The following is a 20,388-nucleotide window of genomic DNA, read 5'->3' as shown; positions in this document are numbered from 1 at the left end:
TCATTGGATCCCCTCCTTGATGCAGTTGATAAATAGAAATCAAATATACAATGATTTCTAAGTCTATCAAACAGTTTTCGAAAGAGAGAAACTACTTCCATCTTAGCTACTTATACATTTAAACAGGCTAATAATTGAACGCCATAGGATGTTGCTTATGCGACATCCGGAATACTACAGCAAATTCGGCTTCACGAACAGATCGGGACTTGAGAGTGAGGGTGTTCCGCCGGAAGTGTTCTTTGCCCTGTCTTTTGAAGGACATTTTCCAGAGTGAACCGTTACGTTCCACGAAGGGTTCAGAGCTGATGGCCCGCAACCAGTAGGAATAATGGGATAAAAGTTGATCCATGGAAGGTAGTCCCGACATATTCAGACATATCATCCATTACTCGTTTCATCTGTTGGTACCATTTGTATTTGCCAGACTATTTTGGAAAAAAAATTGGTGGAAAGCAGCGCTGATTATGTTGGCAACAATGCTCTTGGATGTAGACCATCTCCTGGCCGATCCGATTTTTGATCCCGATCGCTGCAGCATAGGTTTTCATCCTCTCCACACGGTCTGGGCGGGGATTTTTTATTTCGCCCTTTTGGCCATTCCTTCATGGAAGTGGCGTGCAGTATCCGTGGGATGCTTGTGGCATTTATGTACCGATTTCATTGACTGCCTGCTTGGCGGATTATGGCCCTGAATATTCCGGTATAAGGAATATGAAGTTGATTTGTGTATGGTACAGGCAATCTGATAGAGAGGAAGCACTTCCCTGCAAAAAGTGTCTGAAATGATGCTGTTTTGGATGTGATCTCTTGTAGTTTTCAGAAAGCTCAACTATAATTTTAAGTTGTACGTTTTTTATAGTATTGCTCAGTACGTCACTTAAGATGTATTTTATACCGAAAAAAATGTTGGGATACCTGCCAGTATGGAAATTCGAAAAATATCACATTTTGACCTCCATGAAGTGTCTCGCATACAAAAAGAATGCTACAAAGAGAGCCTTCTTGAATCTGTGGATTCTTTTTCAACAAAGCTTTCAGCTTCCCCTGATTTCTGTTTTCTGGCGATTCATGGAAATCAGGTTGTGGGGTATGTTTTTTCGTTGCAATGTCTATTTGGCGAGATACCTCAATTAAATGGTTCTGAGTATTCGGTATCTTATAATGCAGATAGCTTGTGCATTCATGATCTGGCGGTATCCCCCAACGCACGCAATATGGGAGTCGCGAAACACCTGCTGAATACCGTGTTAGACGCCGCAACACACTGGAAATACGAAAGAATTTTTCTTGTTGCAATCCAAGGCGCATCATCGTTTTGGAAACGCCATGGCTTTGAAATCGTGCAGGATCAGAACGAAACGCTTCAGAGAGACCTCTCGGCATACGGGGATGATGCGGTGTGTATGGCGAGAACTATGGAAAAGGGGATCATTCATGGGTAACAAATCCAGCAACCCCATCAATACGGGCCGGGCGTCGTGTTTTGCAGCGAGTTTGGTGAAGAGGAAAAAACGACCTGAGGAAAATATGTCAGACTGTGGGTGCAGGGCAAAACTGGCAGAGCGCTTGAAAAAAAGAACGCTTGGCATCCTTTTGGCCATCAATGCATTTATGTTCGTGGTGGTTTGAAAATACTCAAAGACGCCAAAGAAACTCAGGAATCAACCACGTGTACCTGACAAGACCTTGCGCACAAAGGGATTAAGGGATAGGCTGATACCTTTTCAGATGTAAAAACAAGGAGCGCATATGTATTTTTCAAGGCGTAACATCTGGTTGATGACAGTGTTGGGGATGTTTTTCACTCTTTTGTTACTTACTGCATCCAGTTATGCCTGTACCGGTGTGTGCCTTGTGGGAGAAGACAACACAGCGGTATTCGGGCGAACCCAGGAGTGGGGAAAATTCGATCTTCACGGCAAGGCTGGAGTCATTCCCCGTGACACATTGTTTCAGGGCAAAACACCGCAAGGAAAAAATGGCCTGCAATGGAATGCAAGATACGGATTTGTGGGCACTCTTCTTTTGGACCGGGTTTTTTGTACCGGGCTGAATGAAAAAGGACTGGCGGGCGCGTTTTTCTATCACCAGGGATTTGCAACGTATGCTGATTTCGACCCTGACAAGGTAGGACAATCCATCGCCCCAAGCGATGTTCTTCCTTTTATCCTTTCCAGCTTCTCCAGCCTGAAGGAGGTACAGGAAGGCCTGAAGCAGGTTCGGGTCGTGGACGTGGTTGACCCCGACCTGCACAAAACACTCCCCATTCATCTTATGATCACCGAACCCGGTGGGAATTGCATGGTCATTGAATTCAAGGATGGCCGCCCGACCTTCTTCGACAACCCGGTGGGCGTGATCGCCAACAACCCAGGCTTTGACTGGCATCTGACCAATCTCCGCAACTACGGCTTTTTGTCCCAAAAGCCCTTTCCCACAAAAAAATGGGGTGAGCTGGAAATAACCCCCCTGGCAGCAGGTTCCGGGCTTCTTGGCCTGCCCGGAGATTTCACCTCTCCTTCCAAATTCGTGCGCGCTGCCGCTCTTTCACAAACATCACGCCTGACCAAAGGCGGCCTGGATACGGTACAGGAAGTTTTCAGAATTCTCGACAGCTTCCAGCTTTCAGCCGGCCAGTCCGAGGGTACGGAAGCGGCCACAAAGGATGCAGGTGAAGCACTTCCTGCAGGCACGCAATACACCGTGGTCACGGATACGAACAACCGGATCATCTATTATCACACCATGTTCAATCGCAGAATTCGAAAGATCGATTTAAAGGCAATTGATTTCAGCAAGGGTGCCATGCGCAGCATCCCGCTTGACGAAAAACGCGAACAGGATATCCGCGAAGTGACCGGTAAACTGCAATAAGAAATACTCGTCTGAACATGCGTTATGTGTCTTTATTGTGCCTAAATGGTTAACGGTTGAAACAGGGGATATCTTGATGTTCAAGTTTCACTGAAAACCGCTGGGCTGCCAGTGAATTCAAGCAATTTGCAATACAGTTGTGAAGGAGAGAGAATGAAAGGCTGGGTTTACCTGTTGATAGCGATTGTCTCGGAAGTAATTGGAACATCAGGATTGAAAGCAAGTGCTGAATTTACCCGATTATGGCCGTCACTGGCAACTATTTTCGCATATTGTACGTCATTCTTTTTCCTTTCGCTCACCCTGCGGACCATTCCTGTCGGTATTGCCTATGCTGTCTGGGGCGGTGTGGGTATCGTTTTGATAACCATTGTAGGATGGGCATATTTCGGACAGCGTTTGGACGCCCCTGCCATCCTGGGCATGTCCCTGATCATTGCCGGTGTCGTTATCCTGAATGTTTTCTCCAAGACAGTGCCCCACTGAAAAACCGGATCATACGCAACAAAGCGGTCAGCAAACAGGTCGTTCCGCCACCCCGCCTTGCCTCGGCTCGTTATCCAAGAAGATCTTGGTGCTTGTCAGGGCCGGTGCTGTCCAGCACCCTGCACTGTGGCCCCACAGGGGGACCATGAGATACTCAAACCCGATAGACGATACTGCATCATTGCCCATCAGCGACTCGTGTCGCTGCTTGGACTGAACCCCAGATATTCCCGTTCGTACATTTCAGGATGAAAATCTACCGGATGATCCTAAATTATTGAGGTTGTATTTATGACAAACCCGTACCTAACACGCCGATCATGGCCATTCCGCTTGACCTTGTGGTTGCGCGTAATTACGGTTCATACATAAGCGCCCAGGACAGGTCATCAGGAGGTTTGATCATGGAGCATAACGCCAGAACCACCGTTCTCAAACTGGTACCCATAGGAAATTCCAAAGGCATTCGTATCCCCAAGCCGCTTTTGCGAAAATATAGGATGTCCGGCACATTGTTGCTGGAAGAAACATCCGATGGATTGCTTTTGCGCAGTGGGGATCAGAAACAGTTTTCATGGGAAGAAACCTACCAGGCAATGGCCATGGCAAGGGAAGACTGGGGCGATTTTGAAGAAACAGTAGGGGACGGATTGGATGCTGAAGAACGTGACGAGATATGAAATCTTTTTTGCGGATCTAAATCCGACCCAGGGATCTGAAATCAATAAAATCCGCCCCGTGGTCGTGGTCAGCCAGAATGATATGAACAGATACTTGGACACCATTGTGATCTGCCCTTTGACTTCGGTCCTTCACCCCGGGTGGCGATCCCGTATTCAAATACAATGTGCGGGCAAACCTGCCGAGATTGCCGTTGATCAGATCCGAACCATCAGTAAGGGTCGGCTGCAAAAAAGGATCGACAAACTTTCCGAGACCGAGGCGGTCATCCTGCGCAGGTTGATTACGGAGATGTACGGCGAGTAAATGCATGGGGGTGATATCCCAAGTCAACGAACAAGGCCGACGTAAAAAGTCGGTTATTGCCTGGAAAAATCGTTTCTCAACAGTGATCAACAAAACATTCATGGGCAACGGATACTCTTTTGCCGGATGAACCATAAATTGAACATATTTGGAACATAAAAATAGACAAGGGCCGTTCGGATGAACGGCCCTTGTAGTTTCAGCAATTTAATATACTGAAAATATTAAAAAAAACTGGTGGGCAATGCAGGATTCGAACCTGCGGCCTCTAGCTCCGGAGGCTAGCGCTCTATCCAACTGAGCTAATTGCCCACAAAGGAGGCTCTCTTTATTCCCTTCTTTTATGAGTTGTCAAGGGAACATTTTGTGCGTACATGGCTATTTTCCAAATATTGTGATCATGTGCGCCACCACGAACGGACCCTGCCTGTCCGTCGAAGCCCGTTCTTCTCCCAGCCTTTCACCACATCTTTCATGACATCTACCTCAAGACCCTCTTGTTACGTACTGGCCGTTACCGGGGCCAGCGGCATGCCCTATGCTCTCAGGTTGGCCGAGGCCATGGGTGCGTCTGAAAACCGGGAGCTGCATATCGTTGTCTCCCAGGCAGCCAGGACCGTTCTGGAGATAGAAACACGGGACGGCTACGCGCTCCTTGCGTCCCATGCCACTGCCGTGTGGAACGAGAAGGAAATCGGTGCCCCGCCTGCCAGCGGTTCCTGGCACCATGACGGCATGATCGTCTGCCCCTGTTCCATGGCATCTCTTGCGGCCATAGCCCACGGGCTTGCCTCCAATCTGATCCACCGCGCCGCCGACGTCACCCTCAAGGAAAAACGGCCCCTCATCCTGGTTCCCCGGGAGACCCCCCTTTCCCGCATTCATGTGCAGAACATGCTCACGATCATGGATGCCGGCGCGACCATGATCCCGCCCTGCCCGGGGTTTTATTCCAAACCGCTGACCATCGATGATCTGATCGATCAGATAACAGGACGAATCCTGGACCATCTGGGCATCGATCATCGTCTGACCTCCCCATGGACCGGGGTATAAAACCCTTGCCCGGCCAACGGGTCCATGATAGCCGCTACCTCCATGTTCAGTGAATCTTTGACGCAAATCATCCAGCAGATCGCCATCTATGCGGTCCCGCTCTTTTTGGGCATCATCTGTCATGAAGTGGCGCACGGCTACGTGTCCTATCTTCTGGGTGATCCCACGGCCAAGAATGCCGGTCGGTTGACCCTCAATCCCCTCAAGCATCTCGATCTGGTGGGCACTCTGGTTTTTCTGATCACCCGGATGATCGGCTGGGCCAAACCCGTGCCCATCAATCCGAGCTATTACCAGAATCCCCGCAAGGGAATCGTGCTGGTCTCAATAGCGGGTCCTGCCACCAATTTCGTCCTGGCAGCCCTGTTCTATTTTCTCTATCGGGGGCTTGCAGCCGTGATCATGACCAGCGATCCCCAACTGGCCGGCTATGTGATCTATCCCATCGTGAATATCGCTGCGGCCGGCACGATCATCAATATCATTCTGGGGATCTTCAATCTCATACCCATCCCCCCCCTGGACGGCAGCAAGGTCCTGGCCGTGATCCTTCCCCCGAAAATGGCCGCCAAGTATATGAAATTGGAACGCTACGGTTTTATTATCCTCATTCTTCTGGTCATGACAGGGGTTTTTGAAGGATTTTTCCGTGTCATCCTCGGCACGATCTACACCTGGCTGTTCTGAACCCGACCTGGCCCTTTGGAAGATCCCACGGCACAAGCATCTCCCCTGATCGCCTGCCGTTCTGATCGAAAAATTTTCCCAAACGGATCACCTGATTGGCAATCCATCCAGATGACGTCCCATCTTCACTTTGACAAGAGAACCGTAAGGAACGCTTCATGAGCAAGGAAATCATTCTCACCGGCATCACCCCCAGCGGCACGCCCCATCTGGGCAATTATGCGGGTGCCATCCGTCCGGCCATTGCAAACAGCACACGGGACAATGTCTCCTGCTTTTATTTTCTCTCTGATTACCATGCCCTGATCAAGAATCAGGACCCGGAGCTGCTCAAGCAGTCGACCCGGGAAATCGCAGCCACCTGGATCGCCCTGGGACTGGACACGGACAAGGCCATCTTCTACCGCCAGTCCGATATCCGCGAAATCCCCGAACTCACCTGGATCCTGACCTGCATGACCGCCAAGGGACTCATGAACCGGGCCCATGCCTACAAGGCCAAGGTGGCCGAGAACGAGGAAAAACGGGCCAAGGATCCGGACAAGGGGATCACCATGGGCCTGTTCTGCTACCCCGTGCTCATGGCCGCAGACATCCTCATGTTCAGCGCCAACAAGATCCCCGTAGGCAGGGACCAGATCCAGCATATCGAAATGGCCCGGGACATTGCCGCCCGGTTCAATCATCATTACGGAGAGATCCTGACCCTTCCCGAACCCCTGGTGGGTGACGATTCGGCCATTCTCAAGGGGCTTGACGGCCGCAAGATGAGCAAGAGCTACAACAACACCATTCCTCTGTTCGGCCCGGAGAAAAAGCTGCGCAAGATGATCATGAAAATCACGACCGACTCCTCGGAACCGGGCGAGCCCAAAAAGACCGAGAACAATACCCTGTTCGACATCTACAGGGCCTTTGCCACGCAGGATCAGGTGGAAGAGATACGCAAACGGTATGCAGAGGGAATAGCCTGGGGGGAGATGAAGCAGATTCTTTTCGAGTGCATCAACGACCATCTGACCGAGCCCAGAAAACGCTACGAGGAACTGATGCAAAATCCCGGGGATATCGAGGAGGTCCTTCAAAAGGGCGCGGACAAGGCACGGGCGATCAGCGGTCCGTTTCTGGACACGATCCGCAAGGCCGTTGGGCTCGTGCCTATTCGATAGCCGCGACCCACTCCTCAAGTGTCGGGGGCGTCTTCACGCAGCTGAACAGCGGCTGCCATTCGCATTGGGCCGTGAGTTCGACGCCTCCCTGGATGACCGAAACAGGACGGTCTGAAGAGACCACAATAATGACCATATTGGCGTGTTCCGCCGTGAACCTGAGCGCTGAATTGAACCGGGCCCCTCTGGCCCGGTTTTCGCTTTCCACGGCATGGCCATCCAAAAGACAGGCAAATCCGTGCAGACAGAGATCCACCCCGATATGCAGGGCCCCGTCCACGCGCGAAAGGGATTTGGCAAACTCCCGGTTGTCCGGGTTTCGCAGATCCAGGATGGTGTCGAGATAGTGTCCGGAGAGAGTCTCGGGAGAGGGATTCAGGTCAACGACGATGGTACAGCCGAACTTTTTCTCCTCGGCATTGTGGACGATGTCCGAAACGACCTGAAAGAGATCGGCGCGCGTTTCAAGGGGAAGATCGGTCTCCAGGAGGATCTCCTCGACCTGGACCAGCTTGGCCTTGCGGGTCGTGGAGTGGAACATGCCGTCGGAAAAACTGCACACATCCATGGTATCCAAACGGACAAAACCATACTCGCCACGATAATCGGCAATGACCGAACAACAGGGGATGGTGGCGTCCCGAGCGATCCCGACAATGGATCTGCCGTCGGAAACCAGGACGCGTTCGGAACCCTGGACAGATAACAGCAACTTACGGACGTGCTTGTGGTTCTTCAGCGACGGCCGTTCCTTTTTGGAAAAACAGGCCAGAAAATCTATCTCGGCGAGCATGGACGGGTCAGCGAACACCAGCCGCCCCCTGGGCCAGGCCCCCTCCTCCCGGGTCTTGGAGATAGATAAAATGGCGTCAAGAACCGGATAGATCCGCAGCTGGGTGTCCACCCCCATGATTTCGATGCGCTTGTCCACCAGAAAGTCACGTACGGCATGTGTGGCGCAATTCTGGAGAACGAGTCCCGAGGTGCCGATGTACAGCGGGCTGTTGGAGGCAACGTCCTGACTCAGAAGCCAGGCAGCATGCTCGAGCCATCGTTCCGTTGGACCGGTGGAACACATGTCCGGATGTTCTTCGGAGAACCACATCTGATAGAACAGAGAATGGGACCTGCCGGCATAGCAGATGATCCCGGCCAGTCCGATAGTATCGTTTGTGGCATGCTCCACTACCCGGACATGTTTGGGAGATGGTGTTTTTTTCCTCCAATCCGAAGAATCCTGAAAATAGTTTTTCAATTTGATGGCATGTCCATGGAGAAGATTTTGAGGATCATAAATCCGCAAGGGATCGTTCGCATCCACCGCATAGACGAGTGCAGCCCTGCTTGGTTGGGAAAAATGCGACAATCCCTGCCTGAGTCCATCCAGAACATGAAAGATGCACAGATTGATGAACGATTCTTGACTCACAATGTCCTCCACGGACTATATCATTTTTACGAACTCCCGACAGATGGACACCCCAATGGGATTCACCTTCATCCAAACGACTCCTTTGAACATTTTGTCTACACTCCAGGGCATTCCTCGAACGGGAACGTCGCCCTGATGGAAACCCCCTGACCGGGCGCGGTCTTGACAAAAAAGAAGCCGTTCACCGATTCCGTCCGCTCACGCATGCCTGACATTCCCATCCCCAAAAGCTTGAAGCCTTCCTTGTCCAGATCGAATCCCTTGCCATCGTCCTCGATCCGTGCCTCAAGCATCTCGTCTGAACATTCCAACGAAACCATGATATGGAACGCGCCACTATGTTTGACAATATTCTGCAATGACTCCTGAATGACCCTGAAAACCGCAGTGGCAACACCGTCGGGAACCGGTACTTTCAGCGAATCGATGTTGATGTCTAACTTGAACATATGGTAGGTTTTGGCGAACTCCCTGCAATACCCTTGCAGCGCCGGAACAAGGCCCAGATCATCCAGGATGGTCGGACGAAGACCCATGATGATTTCACGCAACAAGATGATGATCGTCTGGATATGGCTCAGATTTTTCTCAAACGGACCGAGATCCACATCCGGCGTGTTCCTGCGCATCATCCTAATGGCGTTTTCCTGTTGCAGCTTGAGGGCTATGAGATCCTGCACCACACCGTCGTGGATCTCCATACCGATCCGTTTGCGTTCCTCTTCCATGGCCGACAATACCTTGGAAGAAAGTGCCTTGAGAGCAGCCTCGTTCTGTTTGAGGGTTTTTTCTATCTTGCGCCTCGCCTCGACCTCGACCACAAGTTCGTCACGAGAAACCGTCATCAGGCGAAGCTTATTGGCCATGTCGATGAATGATCGGGTAAACTCACCGACTTCATCATCTGCAATGACATCCATGGAAAGATCGAAATTTCCCTGCCCAATCTGCTCGGTTTTTTTCGACAACAACTTGAGGGGAACAAGGATACTTTTCTCGATGAACCAGAACACCCAAACCAGGGAGCACATGAAAAAAACAATGACCATCATGATCGAGTATTCACACCAATCCTCGACCTGTTTGATCTGTTGCAGGGACAAATTCAAAAGGATGTCACAGGATGAGGACACATCTCTGAGTATCAGTGCGATATTATTGATGATACTTTGTTTTTCTTTTGTACTTCCGTATGTTTCCAGGTTGGTCTTTAAAAATTTTTTAAGAATTTGATCGGTTTTCTGGATATCGACAATGATATGTGCGGCTATGACTCTGAGCTTTTCATTCTCAAATCCTACATTGTAGATATCTTTTTTAATGCATGATATCTTGAGATCCCATTGATTGACGATCTCGTTCTTGTTGTGATCGTTTATATCATCTATCAATACAATCAAATCAGAAACATTCTGTATAATAGTATAAATATTTGCATTTTTATCAAATGCATCATTGGTATATCTGAGGGTAAAGAAAAAGATACCCATGACAAAGACATGCTCCACAAAAAGGAGAACATAAATCATGAGTAGCTTTTTAGAAATCTTCATATTTCAGAACATGTCTTTTTCAAGAAACAGGCTGATCCGGCACAAACGTCCATAACGGCAAGCGCTCGGCCGTTTCCTGAATAATAATGACTGTGCGCATACAAAGGGTTCGAGTCGCGAACGTTCGGCCGCATAGGAGAATACCCTGATTTTTATTTTGAAAATTATGACTGGAAAAACCGATCCGGATATATTAACCAAACAATCTCTTGGCTTAGGAAATCTTTCATGTCATACAATCAGTCTTCGCTTTGCAAACATACGGGTAGGCATCTGCCATGAATCATAATCGCCCTCATTCAATAGTCATTGCCGACGATCACGAGATCATCAGGGATGGGCTCCGGACCATGCTGGGCATGTACAAGGGATACAAAGTCGTGGGAGAGGCCAGAAATGGGCTGGAAGCTGTGGAGGTTTACCATGCCCTCCAGCCCGACATATTGCTCCTGGACCTTTCCATGCCCATTCTGAACGGTGCCCTGACTACGAAAAAAATCATCACCGATCATCCCGAGGCAAAAATTCTCATCCTCACGGCTCATTATGCCGAGGAGTATCTCTACTCCACCCTGGAAGCCGGGGCCAGGGGGTACATCCTCAAGGAACAACCGGCCGACGAACTGATCAATGCCATTGAAACAGTACTCAGCGGCGATCCCTACCTCAGTCCCAAGGTCTCCTCCCAGCTCATTTCAAGCTACGTCGGAATCAAACGGCAGCAGCGGTTCTCCCCGAGATTTGCCAATCTGACCATGCGGGAGCGAGAGGTTCTGGCACTGATTGCCGAGGACCGATCAAGCCAGTGCATTGCCGAACATCTGCACATCAGTATCAAGACCGTTGAAAAGCACCGATCCAATCTTCTGAAAAAAACAGGCCTGCACAATGCAGAGTCGTTGAAACAATTCGCTGCAAAGCATGGTCTGGTCATCAAACCGAAACAGGTTAACATGGATATGTAGTGACTATGCAGGTGCGATGTGCAACATGCTGAATTTTCAACGTAAGAAACGTACGAAATTTTACAAATCATACGTCATTGTAATCTATGTTTTATTTTTAACTTCTCATTTCTTGCTTCTACGGATTGCCGCTCATAGCTTTTCTTGCATATCAGACTGTTCAAGTAGCTGCTTTTCGGCCTGAACAGTTACGACATAGAACCATCCCGATCACATTACAGATACAATTCCTGCAGAATCCGTCTTCCCCCCTCTTCCAAAATACCATCGGCCAATTGCAAAGCGATTTTCTCGCCATCTTTTCTGTCACCACACGTCGTGCGCCTGATAAGCTCCCGCCCATTCACATCGGCAACCATGCCGGTAACCTGTATACCCGAAGGGGTAAGTGTTGCATGACAGGCTATGGGAACCTGGCAGCCGCCTTCCAACCTGAAGAGAAAGGCACGTTCCGCCAGAACACAAACCTTTGTGGGTTCATGGTCCATGAAGGCCAGCGTCTCGACAAGATCACTGCGATCGGCACTGAACTCTATTCCCAGAGCCCCTTGCGCGACAGCCGGCAGAAACTGGTCCGGTGCAAAGGTATGCATGAAGGGGGCCTCGAGTTTAAGCCGATTGAGTCCCGCCCTGGCCACGACAATGGCATCGAAATCTCCCCGGGTGAGTTTGGCCAGTCGGGTATCGAGATTTCCCCGCAATGATCTGATATCCAGATCAGGACGCATGTGCAGGAGCTGGGCCTGCCTCCGCAAACTGCTCGTTCCAAGGGTGGCCTTGTCGGGAAGGTCATCGGGTCCGGAAAACCGCAGCGAGAGCAGACAATCCTCACAGGCCTCACGCTCGGGAATGATCCCCAGAACCAGATCTTCGGGCAGTTCGGTGGGGACATCCTTCATGCTGTGCACAGCGATATCCGCACGACCGTCCAAAAGGGCCTCCTCGATCTCCTTCACAAACAGCCCTTTGCCCCCAACCTGTGCCAGGGGTACATCCTGAATCTTGTCACCTTTGGTCTTGATGATTTCCAGGGTCACCCGCATGTCCGGGTACGTCTGCATCAGCAGTTTCTTGATATGCTCAGCCTGCCAGAGCGCCAGTTTGCTTCCCCTGGTGGCGATACGAATCTGATCCATGGTTTCCTCGTCATTAAGCTGTCGTCTGCCGTCCGGGATAGCCGGCTTCCATTCGCAGTATCCTGGATGCCATCCCTGTCATCAACAGACCACAAGCCCTTGTTATTCACGTTCTCCGAAAAATCATGTGCCCGGACCCATCCACACCCATTCTCCTGGACGCAGGAGAAAAGAGAGGGAGTCGGGCCGGGCAGACCTCACTCTCCTATGAGCTCGAATCCTATTTGCTGCTGCAGGTCGAACAATTTCCCCCGCGACAGGAGGCACACGGGCTGGTACCCCGACTGGTGATGGCATTCGCTCCCGGCTTGCCCACGACAATGGGACCCCCGGTGACAAAGGATCCTGTGGACAGGAGCTTTTTGACCTCTGAAGAGTTGCACTGCGGGCATCTGACCGCTTCACCCTCTTTCAAGATCACCTCTTCAAACTGCGTCTTGCATGCGCGACACTCGAACTCGTAAATGGGCATATGTTTCCTCGACAATGATTGTGAATAGATGAAAAAAAACGCTGATCCCGGATAAAATTCTTAAGAACCCAGATGGGGCTGTATCAACGTGACGTTCTCGAATAAATAGTAATCAACCAATCTGCACAGCATGTGGCCGGCGGCAATATGGATTTCCTGGATCAGGGGGGTACTCTTTTCCTGTACTTCGATAAGATGATCACACAAGGGTCCCATGGCTCCACCATGCATGCCTGTCAACCCCACGACCATGATTCCCAGTTCCCTGGCAGCCTCGATCGCCTTGAGAATGTTGGGGCTGTTACCCGATGTGGATAGAGCCACCAAGGCATCTCCCTTGCGACCCAGGGCTCGGAGTTGCTTTTCGAAAACCTGATCGAACCCATAGTCGTTGCCAATGGCCGTCAGTGCCGAGGTGTCCGTGGTCAGGGCAAGAGCCGGCAAGGGGGGGCGTTCCAAAAGAAAGCGATTGGTGAATTCAGCTGCAATATGCTGACAGTCAGCTGCACTCCCACCGTTTCCACACAGCAGAACCTTGCCTTCACGGGCCATGATTATAGCCAGGGACCTGGCTATTTCCGACAGCAGGTCGCTATTCTGTTCGAAAAATTCTTTGCGGAGGCTCACACCTGCCGCGGCATACTCTTTGAGGATCGACGGGGCGCAATCTTCCATGTGGGATCCTTGTGCTGTATTGGTAGAACCGATGGCCGAATGAATCGCCACGGTCGCGGAAAAGATCTATTTCAGTATCCAATTTCCTGACAAACTTCAATTTCAGAATCTGCTTTTCAATTTTGAGCCTTTTGTGTATGAACCCGCATCTGGTTTAACTTTTATCCAACTTGAGGAGGCGCCTGTGAAAAAATGGCTCGCATTGTCGGTTGTTCTTGTTGCATCGTTCTTGTGTCTGACAGCATGTTCCAAAGAAGACGCATCAGCACCCAAGGAGATCACCATCGGCTTCAATATCCCCTTGACCGGAGATATTCCCAAAGTTGGTGAGGAATCCAAATTCGCAGGAGAAATGCTCAAAGAGGCCATCAACTCCGCCGGGGGATTGGAAGTCGGCGGCCAGAAGTACATGTTGAATTTTGTCTACGCCGATAATGAATCAAAGGCTGAATCAGCAGTTTCAGTCGCCCTCAAGCTGATCGAAAAGGACCGGGTTCTGGCCATTGTCGGTCCCAACTCGAGCAAGCAGGCCGTCCCAGGCGGGCAGGCATGTGATGACAACCGCACCCCCATGATTTCCCCCTGGTCAACCAACCCTGATACCACGCTCAATCGCCCATGGGTCTTCAGAGCCGCCTTTCTCGATCCCTTCCAGGGTCCTGTTGCCGCGGATTTTGCCATGGAACAATTTGGTGCCAAGACCGCAGCCGTACTTTTCGCCCTGGCCAACGACTACAGCAAGGGGCTTGCCGAAATCTTCAAGGCTGACTTTGAAAAGAAAAATGGTGCCGATACGGTGGTGGCCTATGAAAGCTACGGCGACAAAGATCAGGACTTCAGTGCCCAGCTGACCAAGATCATCGCTGCCAAACCCGATTTCATCTTTCTGCCCAACAACTACAACGAAGTCGCCCTGATCGTGAAACAGGCCCATGACCTCGGCTGGACCGGTCCCTTCATGGGTGCCGACGCCTGGGGCAATTCCGAACTCATGACCCTGTGTGGCGACGACTGCAAGGGCCAGTATTTCTCCACCCATTATGCCGCAGCCGGAGCCACTGGAGCGACCAAGGACTTCATCGATAAGTACAAGGCCAAATATGGCTATGAACCCGCCGATGTTGCGGCCCTGACCTGGGACGCGACCAATATCCTGCTGCAGGCCATTCAGGATATGGGTACTCTTGGGGCCGACCTCAAGGAAAACCGCAAGAACCTGCGCGATGCCCTGGCCAATATCGCCGAATTCAAGGGTATCACCGGATCCATGAAGTTCGATGCCCAGGGTGATCCCATCAAGTGCGCCGTTGTGGTCAAAATCAACGACAATGGGGAATTCGAATTCACCAAGTCTGTCTGCCCCTAACGATTCCCATCACGCTCAGCTCATCATTCCGGTCGGATTCTCATTCGGCCGGAATGATGGGTACGCAATGACCGGGTCTGCCTGCAAACCACGACTCTTCAAGAGGGGGCTTCAGTGCTCGCAAGTATTCTCCAAAACATCATCAACGCCCTGCAATGGGGAAGCTTTTATTCCCTGATCGCTTTGGGATATACACTTGTTTACGGTGTCCTGCTCCTGATCAATTTCGCCCATGGCGATATCTTCATGGTCGGAGCATATATTGCCTTTTTCCTGGCCACGTTCTTTCTGTCCATCGCCGGTCTGTCCGGCTGGATGGTTCTCGCTCTGACCATTCCCCTGGGAATGATGCTCACCGCCCTGGTCGGAGTCTCCCTGGAACGCATCGCCTACCGTCCGCTGCGACGGAAGGGAGCACACCGGCTCTACGTGGTCATCACCGCACTCATGTGCGGCCTGGTTCTGGAAAACGGCAACCTGGCTCTGCTCGGCGCAAGCAGAAAGAGTTTTCCGGAATTGATCGATAAGGTTGTGTTTACCGTGGGTTCCGTAACCATGACCAACCTCAAGGTGGCGGTCATTCTTTCAGCACTGCTGACCTTTGCCATTCTGCAGTTCATCGTCACCAAGACGAAGATAGGCATGGCCATGCGGGCCATTTCGTATGACAAATTTGCCGTACCTCTCATGGGTATTCCCATTGATACGGTCATCGTATTCACCTTTGTTCTGGGCTCGGCCTTTGCCGGTCTGGCCGGACTGCTCTTCGCCCTCTCCTATCCCATCCTCGACCCTTACATGGGGGCCATGATCGGCTGGAAGGCTTTTATCGCCGCTGTTGTCGGCGGGATCGGTGACATTCGGGGGGCATTCTTCGGCGGCTTTCTGCTGGGATTCGTTGAAATCCTGGTCGTGGCTTTTTTCCCGTCAACATACCGGGATTTGATCGCCTTTTCCATCCTGCTGATCATTCTGTGCATCAAGCCCACAGGACTTTTCGGCGTGGCCAAGACGACCAAGATCTGAGTTTTGAATCCTTTTCACGCCTTTTTTCAGATTGTGACCAAAAAAGACGCGATTTTCGCATTCACCCATTAGCAGGAAACAAGTAAGGTCTATGCAAAAGTACTCAGTTCCATTTCTTGTGACCGTTCTTCTTGTCGGCCTTGTTGCCTGTGCGCAGACAGGATTCATGGATCTGTACATTCAATCCATTGTCCTGTTCATGGGCATCAACATCATTCTATCCAGCAGTCTGAATATCGTAAACGGGTACATGGGAGAATTTGCCTGTGGTCACGCCGCGTTCATGGCTGTGGGAGCGTATGTTTCATCCACCCTGAACGTCTGGCTCTTCACCCAGGACAAATTTTTCGGGCCTCCGCTTTTGTCTCCCGATCTGGCCCTGTTCTTTTTTCCCTTCGTGCTTTTGGCAGGTGGGATTGTTGCCGCCCTGGCGGGTATCCTCATCGCCATTCCCTCATTCAAAACCAGGGGTGACTATCTAGCCATCATCACCATTGCGGCCAATTACATCGTCACCAGCACGATCATCAACATGGACAGCATCGGTGGAGCCAGAGGATTCATGGGCATGAAAAAAATCCTCTACTCCATGTCCGACACCATCGATCTGCCCTGGATCATGATCTGGGTCATCATCAGTACGGTCATGACCATCTGGATCATCCGACGATTCGTCACCTCCACATATGGCAAGGGAATCATCTCCATCTGCCAGGACGAAGTGGCCGCTGAAATCATGAGCGTGAACACGAACAAGATGAAACTCATCGCCTTCATGCTCTCCTCGGGGCTGGCCGGTATCGCGGGTGGACTCTACGCCCATATTCTCGGCTATATCAATCCGGGTTCCTTTGGCATTCTCAAGTCCACGGAATGCATGGTCATGGTCTACCTCGGTGGCATGGGATCACTCAGTGGTTCGGTCATCTCGGCCATTTTATTCACCCTGCTGCTGGAAATGCTCCGATTCGTCATTCCCTGGATGGATACCATCATGCATTGGGCCTATCTCCTGCCGGATGGTTATCATCTGAGCCAGGTCTGGAAATGGGTGCTCATTCCCATGATCCTGATCCTGCTCATGCAGTTTCGTCCCGAAGGCATCATGGGGAACAAGGAATTGTCCGATTTCTTCCCCAAACTGAAAAAATACTATTCATTCAAATAGAATGATCGTTCAGACATGATTTCTAACGAAAAGAGGAATTATTCAGCCGCGTCCTGTGCGCTTGGAGAGCCTGGATTCGTGGAAGGTGAGAGAGGCAGGATAGTATACAAAGTGCCTATTGGAATTTTCAAATTATTAGATTTCTTGTCTTTTTCAATTTTCCAAAAAGATTCTCCAATGGTTGTCTCCAACGGCGCATTTCGTCCCATCGAAGCGGCTGGCTTTTGATCTGAATAGGTATCAAACAGGATACAAGGAAATATAATGGCTTTATTGGAAATCAAGGACCTGACCCAGTTTTTCGGCGGGCTGTGTGCGGTTTCGGATTTTTCAGTGGCTCTTGAGCCGGGTGAGCTCGTGGGTCTTATCGGACCGAACGGAGCGGGAAAAACCACTGTGTTCAATCTCGTAAGCGGGTTCTACAAACCGACCCAGGGACAAATCCTTTTCAAAAACCAGCCCATCACCGGACTCAAACCCCATGAGATTACGGCCCGGGGGGTTGCCAGAACCTTCCAGAACATCCGGTTGTGGAACGACATGACCGTGCTGGAGAATATCTGCGTTTCCCAGCACTACAACATGGGCTACAATCTGATGGACGCCCTGCTGCGAACCAAACGTTACCAGAAGCAGGAAAAACGGATCGTGACCGAGGCCATGAATATCCTCGAATCACTGGATCTGGCCAGGTATGCCAAAGAGATTCCTCCGAATCTGCCCTATGGGTTGCAGCGCAAGGTGGAAATCGCCCGGGCCCTGTCCATCAACCCCTCCCTGCTCTTACTCGACGAACCGGCGGCAGGACTCAATTCCTCGGATATACGGGGTCTGATCAGTCTGGTTCAGCGGATCCATCAGGAATTCGACGTCACCATCTGGATGATCGAACATCAGATGACCGTTGTCATGACCCTGTGTTCCCGTCTCAAGGTCATTGATTTCGGCGCCACCATCGCCGATGGAACCCCTGACGAAATCCAGAACAATCCTGATGTAATCAAAGCCTACCTTGGAGACGATACAATCTGATGCTTCTCGAAATACAAGACCTTTACGTACGGTACGGCAATATCGAAGCCCTGCACGGGGTATCCCTGACCGTTGACAAGGGAGAGGCCGTAACCCTGATCGGGGCAAACGGGGCAGGAAAGACAACCACCCTGCATACCATCACCCGTGTCCCGCCCCCCGAGGGCCCCAAGATTTCCGGAGGGGAGATTCTGTACAAGGGGGAAAGTCTGCTGGGCATCGATGCCCATACCATTGTTCAAAAATACAAGATTGCCCTGGTTCCCGAAGGACGGCACATATTCGGTAATCTCACGGTGGAGGAAAATCTCGAACTGGCCACCTATGCCCGCAAGGATGACGATGTCATCAAGGCGGACTACAAACGGGTCTATGCATTGTTTCCCCGGCTGGTCGAGCGCAAAAAACAGCGCAGTGAATCCCTGAGTGGCGGGGAACAGCAGATGCTCGCCGTGGGCAGGGCCCTGATGACGGGCTGTGACTTTTTGCTCCTGGACGAACCCTCCATGGGTTTGGCCCCCCTGCTCATGTACGATATGTTCAGGGCCCTGAAAAAACTCAACGAACAGGGCATGACCATTCTGCTCATCGAACAGAACGCCCGATTGGCCCTGCAGTTCGCCCACCGGGGATATGTCATGGATACCGGTGAGATCGTGGCCCAGGGGACCGCTCAGGAACTGAGCGAAAACCCCGAGGTCAAAAAGGCCTATCTGGGAGGATGATCTGCCCGTGTCCCTTCGTACCCATAAGCCCGGAATCCAGGACAGGATTTCGGGCTTTTCATTTACCGGGAAAGGGTTTAATCGAGCCTTTCTTGTCTGCATATCTCCCAGACAGCGTGGTTGCGACCGGTATTTCTCTATCCGACTACTCCAGACAAACACCATTGTTTATGCCCGAACTCATCCAACCATCACATCATACGACTCCCTGCATCATTCTCATCGGGATGGCTGGTGCAGGAAAATCAACTCTGGGCAAAAAACTGGCCCGGAAACTGGGATTCGGACACGTGGACACAGACCATATTCTTGAGGCCTGGTGGGGTATGGATCTGCAGACCTTGACGGAATCACTTTCCAGGGAACACTTTCTCCATACCGAGGCCCGCATTATCCAGTCCCTGGACATCAAACGAGCTGTCATATCCACAGGTGGAAGCGTCATTTACAACCCGGATTCGATGCAGCACCTCAAAAGTCTGGGTAGCTGCGTCTATCTCAAGGCAGGAGTTGCCGTCATCAAGCAGCGCATAGCCAGGGCACCCCTGCGGGGGCTGGCCATCACGCCCGGTCAGTCCATCGAAGACCTGTACAGGGAAAGGGAACCCCTCTATGCAGCGGCTGCCGATGTGACAATTCCCACGGATACACAGACCGTCGAAGCATGTGTCGCATCCATACTCGAACAATTACCGGCATCCGTGACCTCCTGAAGGGCCCTGCCCCATGGACTCACCATGACCATAGCCCCATTCATCCGCCTCAAAAATCCAAACCACTCATGAAAGCACATAAAGAAACCAAGACCACTGTATTCAGAAAACTGGCCATATTGTACAAGGAGATGGAAGATGCCTACACAGACGTAGCCACGAGCATGGAGTTGTCCTGCAAGGATTGTGAAGACAATTGCTGCACCAGTTATTTCATGCATCATACCTATGTCGAATGGGCCTATTTGTGGAAAGGCATGGACGCACTTGCTCACGAAGACAGGGAACTTTTTCTGGACAATGCCCGCGCCTATGTGGCCCAGGCCAATCAGGACCTTGCATCCGGAAAACGACCGCATATCATGTGCCCCTTGAACAAGGACGGCCTGTGCGGGCTTTACTCCCACAGACTGATGATCTGCCGCATGCACGGAGTCCCCAACAGCATCACCGCCCCCAACGGATCTACACGAACTTTTCCCGGATGCTTCAAAAGCCAGGAGCGCATTCTGACCATGGAATCTCCCCCTATGCTCGACAGAACGCCCTTGTATATTCGGCTGGTCCAACTCGAACAGGGCTTTTTAGGCCCCAAACGCATTCGAACCCTTCCCCGTGTGAATATGACCCTGGCGGAAATGCTTGTACAAGGACCTCCAAAGGTGTAATGGGCTCTCATGTTCTCTCGAAACGCATTGCTCATCTCGGGTCTTTTCGCCCTCTGCTGTATGCTCTGTGCGGTTCCCCCCAATTTTAGGACCACCTGTTAAGGTGGAATCTGCGTCCAAAAACTGATAACAAAGGACGTATGAACATGGGCAAAAAGAAACGGCAATTTACGGACAAGTTCAAGGCCAAGGTCG

Annotated in this window: 23 protein-coding genes and 1 tRNA gene; 18 read left to right on the top strand and 6 right to left on the bottom strand. The window is 51.2% G+C overall.

The features are described from left to right. The first annotated feature begins 350 nt into the window (after positions 1–350). The 7 genes from ACTVJH_RS14490 (at position 351) to ACTVJH_RS14460 (ending at position 4,350) form a co-directional block, all read left to right on the top strand. Positions 351–695, top strand: a complete 345-nt coding sequence (locus ACTVJH_RS14490) for a DUF6122 family protein (protein ID WP_455992200.1) — start codon at positions 351–353, stop codon at positions 693–695. A 231-nt stretch (positions 696–926) separates the two neighbouring features. Next, positions 927–1,445, top strand: coding sequence for a GNAT family N-acetyltransferase (locus ACTVJH_RS14485; protein WP_455992198.1), 519 nt, complete (start codon positions 927–929; stop codon positions 1,443–1,445). Next, a complete protein-coding gene (locus tag ACTVJH_RS14480; RefSeq protein WP_455992195.1) occupies positions 1,438–1,632 on the top strand; it encodes a hypothetical protein in 195 nt (64 codons plus the stop codon). The genes ACTVJH_RS14485 and ACTVJH_RS14480 overlap by 8 nt, the downstream gene beginning before the upstream one ends. A gap of 120 nt (positions 1,633–1,752) precedes the next feature. After that, positions 1,753–2,877: a linear amide C-N hydrolase gene (locus ACTVJH_RS14475; protein ID WP_455992192.1), complete on the top strand. Its 1,125-nt coding sequence runs from the start codon at positions 1,753–1,755 to the stop codon at positions 2,875–2,877. Between the two features lie 153 nt (positions 2,878–3,030). After that, on the top strand, positions 3,031–3,363 hold the full coding sequence (locus ACTVJH_RS14470) for an SMR family transporter (protein WP_455992190.1): 333 nt from the start codon (positions 3,031–3,033) through the stop codon (positions 3,361–3,363). Between the two features lie 404 nt (positions 3,364–3,767). Next, positions 3,768–4,043 carry an AbrB/MazE/SpoVT family DNA-binding domain-containing protein gene (locus ACTVJH_RS14465; protein WP_455992187.1) on the top strand — a complete coding sequence of 92 codons (276 nt, stop codon included), beginning with the start codon at positions 3,768–3,770 and terminating at the stop codon, positions 4,041–4,043. Next, a complete protein-coding gene (locus tag ACTVJH_RS14460; RefSeq protein ID WP_455992184.1) occupies positions 4,030–4,350 on the top strand; it encodes a type II toxin-antitoxin system PemK/MazF family toxin in 321 nt (106 codons plus the stop codon). Before ACTVJH_RS14465 ends, ACTVJH_RS14460 begins: the two co-directional genes overlap by 14 nt. Before the next feature lie 235 nt (positions 4,351–4,585). On the opposite strand, the gene ACTVJH_RS14455 is transcribed toward ACTVJH_RS14460, so the two are convergent. After that, a tRNA-Arg gene (locus ACTVJH_RS14455) sits at positions 4,586–4,662 on the bottom strand. Positions 4,663–4,824: 162 nt separating this feature from the next. Between ACTVJH_RS14455 and ACTVJH_RS14450 the strand changes: the two genes are divergently transcribed. The 3 genes from ACTVJH_RS14450 (at position 4,825) to ACTVJH_RS14440 (ending at position 7,262) form a co-directional block, all read left to right on the top strand. Further along, positions 4,825–5,406: a UbiX family flavin prenyltransferase gene (locus ACTVJH_RS14450; protein ID WP_455992181.1), complete on the top strand. Its 582-nt coding sequence runs from the start codon at positions 4,825–4,827 to the stop codon at positions 5,404–5,406. Between the two features lie 24 nt (positions 5,407–5,430). Continuing rightward, positions 5,431–6,093 carry a site-2 protease family protein gene (locus ACTVJH_RS14445; RefSeq protein WP_455992179.1) on the top strand — a complete coding sequence of 221 codons (663 nt, stop codon included), beginning with the start codon at positions 5,431–5,433 and terminating at the stop codon, positions 6,091–6,093. Between the two features lie 158 nt (positions 6,094–6,251). Then, the gene (locus tag ACTVJH_RS14440; protein WP_455992177.1) at positions 6,252–7,262 is read left to right on the top strand and encodes a tryptophan--tRNA ligase; all 1,011 of its coding nucleotides are present in this window, start codon (positions 6,252–6,254) and stop codon (positions 7,260–7,262) included. On the opposite strand, the gene ACTVJH_RS14435 is transcribed toward ACTVJH_RS14440, so the two are convergent. Both ACTVJH_RS14435 and ACTVJH_RS14430 read right to left on the bottom strand, forming a co-directional pair. Next, positions 7,252–8,691 (bottom strand): DNA integrity scanning protein DisA nucleotide-binding domain protein, encoded by a 1,440-nt coding sequence (locus ACTVJH_RS14435; protein ID WP_455992175.1) that lies wholly within the window; start codon positions 8,689–8,691, stop codon positions 7,252–7,254. The genes ACTVJH_RS14440 and ACTVJH_RS14435 overlap by 11 nt on opposite strands. Before the next feature lie 98 nt (positions 8,692–8,789). Beyond that, positions 8,790–10,094: an ATP-binding protein gene (locus ACTVJH_RS14430; RefSeq protein ID WP_455992172.1), complete on the bottom strand. Its 1,305-nt coding sequence runs from the start codon at positions 10,092–10,094 to the stop codon at positions 8,790–8,792. Positions 10,095–10,525: 431 nt separating this feature from the next. Here ACTVJH_RS14430 and ACTVJH_RS14425 point away from each other — a divergent pair, with 431 nt between their 5' ends. After that, positions 10,526–11,212, top strand: coding sequence for a response regulator (locus tag ACTVJH_RS14425; protein ID WP_455992169.1), 687 nt, complete (start codon positions 10,526–10,528; stop codon positions 11,210–11,212). A 215-nt stretch (positions 11,213–11,427) separates the two neighbouring features. Here ACTVJH_RS14425 and hemC read toward each other — a convergent pair whose 3' ends face one another. The 3 genes from hemC to ACTVJH_RS14410 form a co-directional block, all read right to left on the bottom strand. Further along, positions 11,428–12,348, bottom strand: a complete 921-nt coding sequence (hemC, locus tag ACTVJH_RS14420) for a hydroxymethylbilane synthase (protein WP_455992166.1) — start codon at positions 12,346–12,348, stop codon at positions 11,428–11,430. A 220-nt stretch (positions 12,349–12,568) separates the two neighbouring features. Continuing rightward, positions 12,569–12,820, bottom strand: a complete 252-nt coding sequence (locus tag ACTVJH_RS14415) for an FmdB family zinc ribbon protein (RefSeq protein ID WP_455992163.1) — start codon at positions 12,818–12,820, stop codon at positions 12,569–12,571. 60 nt (positions 12,821–12,880) lie between these two features. After that, complete coding sequence (locus ACTVJH_RS14410; protein WP_455992161.1) at positions 12,881–13,495, bottom strand: D-sedoheptulose 7-phosphate isomerase; 615 nt, start codon at positions 13,493–13,495, stop codon at positions 12,881–12,883. A gap of 229 nt (positions 13,496–13,724) precedes the next feature. Between ACTVJH_RS14410 and ACTVJH_RS14405 the strand changes: the two genes are divergently transcribed. The 7 genes from ACTVJH_RS14405 to ACTVJH_RS14375 all read left to right on the top strand — a co-directional run bounded on the left by ACTVJH_RS14405 (position 13,725) and on the right by ACTVJH_RS14375 (position 20,193). Further along, positions 13,725–14,861, top strand: a complete 1,137-nt coding sequence (locus ACTVJH_RS14405; RefSeq protein ID WP_455992202.1) for an ABC transporter substrate-binding protein — start codon at positions 13,725–13,727, stop codon at positions 14,859–14,861. Positions 14,862–14,975: 114 nt separating this feature from the next. After that, positions 14,976–15,887, top strand: a complete 912-nt coding sequence (locus tag ACTVJH_RS14400; RefSeq protein WP_455992159.1) for a branched-chain amino acid ABC transporter permease — start codon at positions 14,976–14,978, stop codon at positions 15,885–15,887. A gap of 91 nt (positions 15,888–15,978) precedes the next feature. Further along, positions 15,979–17,055: a branched-chain amino acid ABC transporter permease gene (locus ACTVJH_RS14395; RefSeq protein ID WP_455992157.1), complete on the top strand. Its 1,077-nt coding sequence runs from the start codon at positions 15,979–15,981 to the stop codon at positions 17,053–17,055. A 264-nt stretch (positions 17,056–17,319) separates the two neighbouring features. Further along, positions 17,320–18,087, top strand: coding sequence for an ABC transporter ATP-binding protein (locus ACTVJH_RS14390; RefSeq protein WP_455992155.1), 768 nt, complete (start codon positions 17,320–17,322; stop codon positions 18,085–18,087). Next, positions 18,087–18,812, top strand: a complete 726-nt coding sequence (locus tag ACTVJH_RS14385; protein ID WP_455992153.1) for an ABC transporter ATP-binding protein — start codon at positions 18,087–18,089, stop codon at positions 18,810–18,812. The genes ACTVJH_RS14390 and ACTVJH_RS14385 overlap by 1 nt, the downstream gene beginning before the upstream one ends. A gap of 92 nt (positions 18,813–18,904) precedes the next feature. Beyond that, a complete protein-coding gene (thrB, locus tag ACTVJH_RS14380; protein WP_455992150.1) occupies positions 18,905–19,525 on the top strand; it encodes a homoserine kinase in 621 nt (206 codons plus the stop codon). Positions 19,526–19,593: 68 nt separating this feature from the next. Next, complete coding sequence (locus ACTVJH_RS14375; protein WP_455992147.1) at positions 19,594–20,193, top strand: hypothetical protein; 600 nt, start codon at positions 19,594–19,596, stop codon at positions 20,191–20,193. The last annotated feature ends 195 nt before the right edge of the window (positions 20,194–20,388 follow it).

The sequence above is a fragment of the Desulfoplanes sp. PS50 genome, assembly GCF_053851535.1.
Note: the sequence above shows the minus strand (reverse complement) of the source record. Positions and strands in the feature narration are given on the sequence as shown.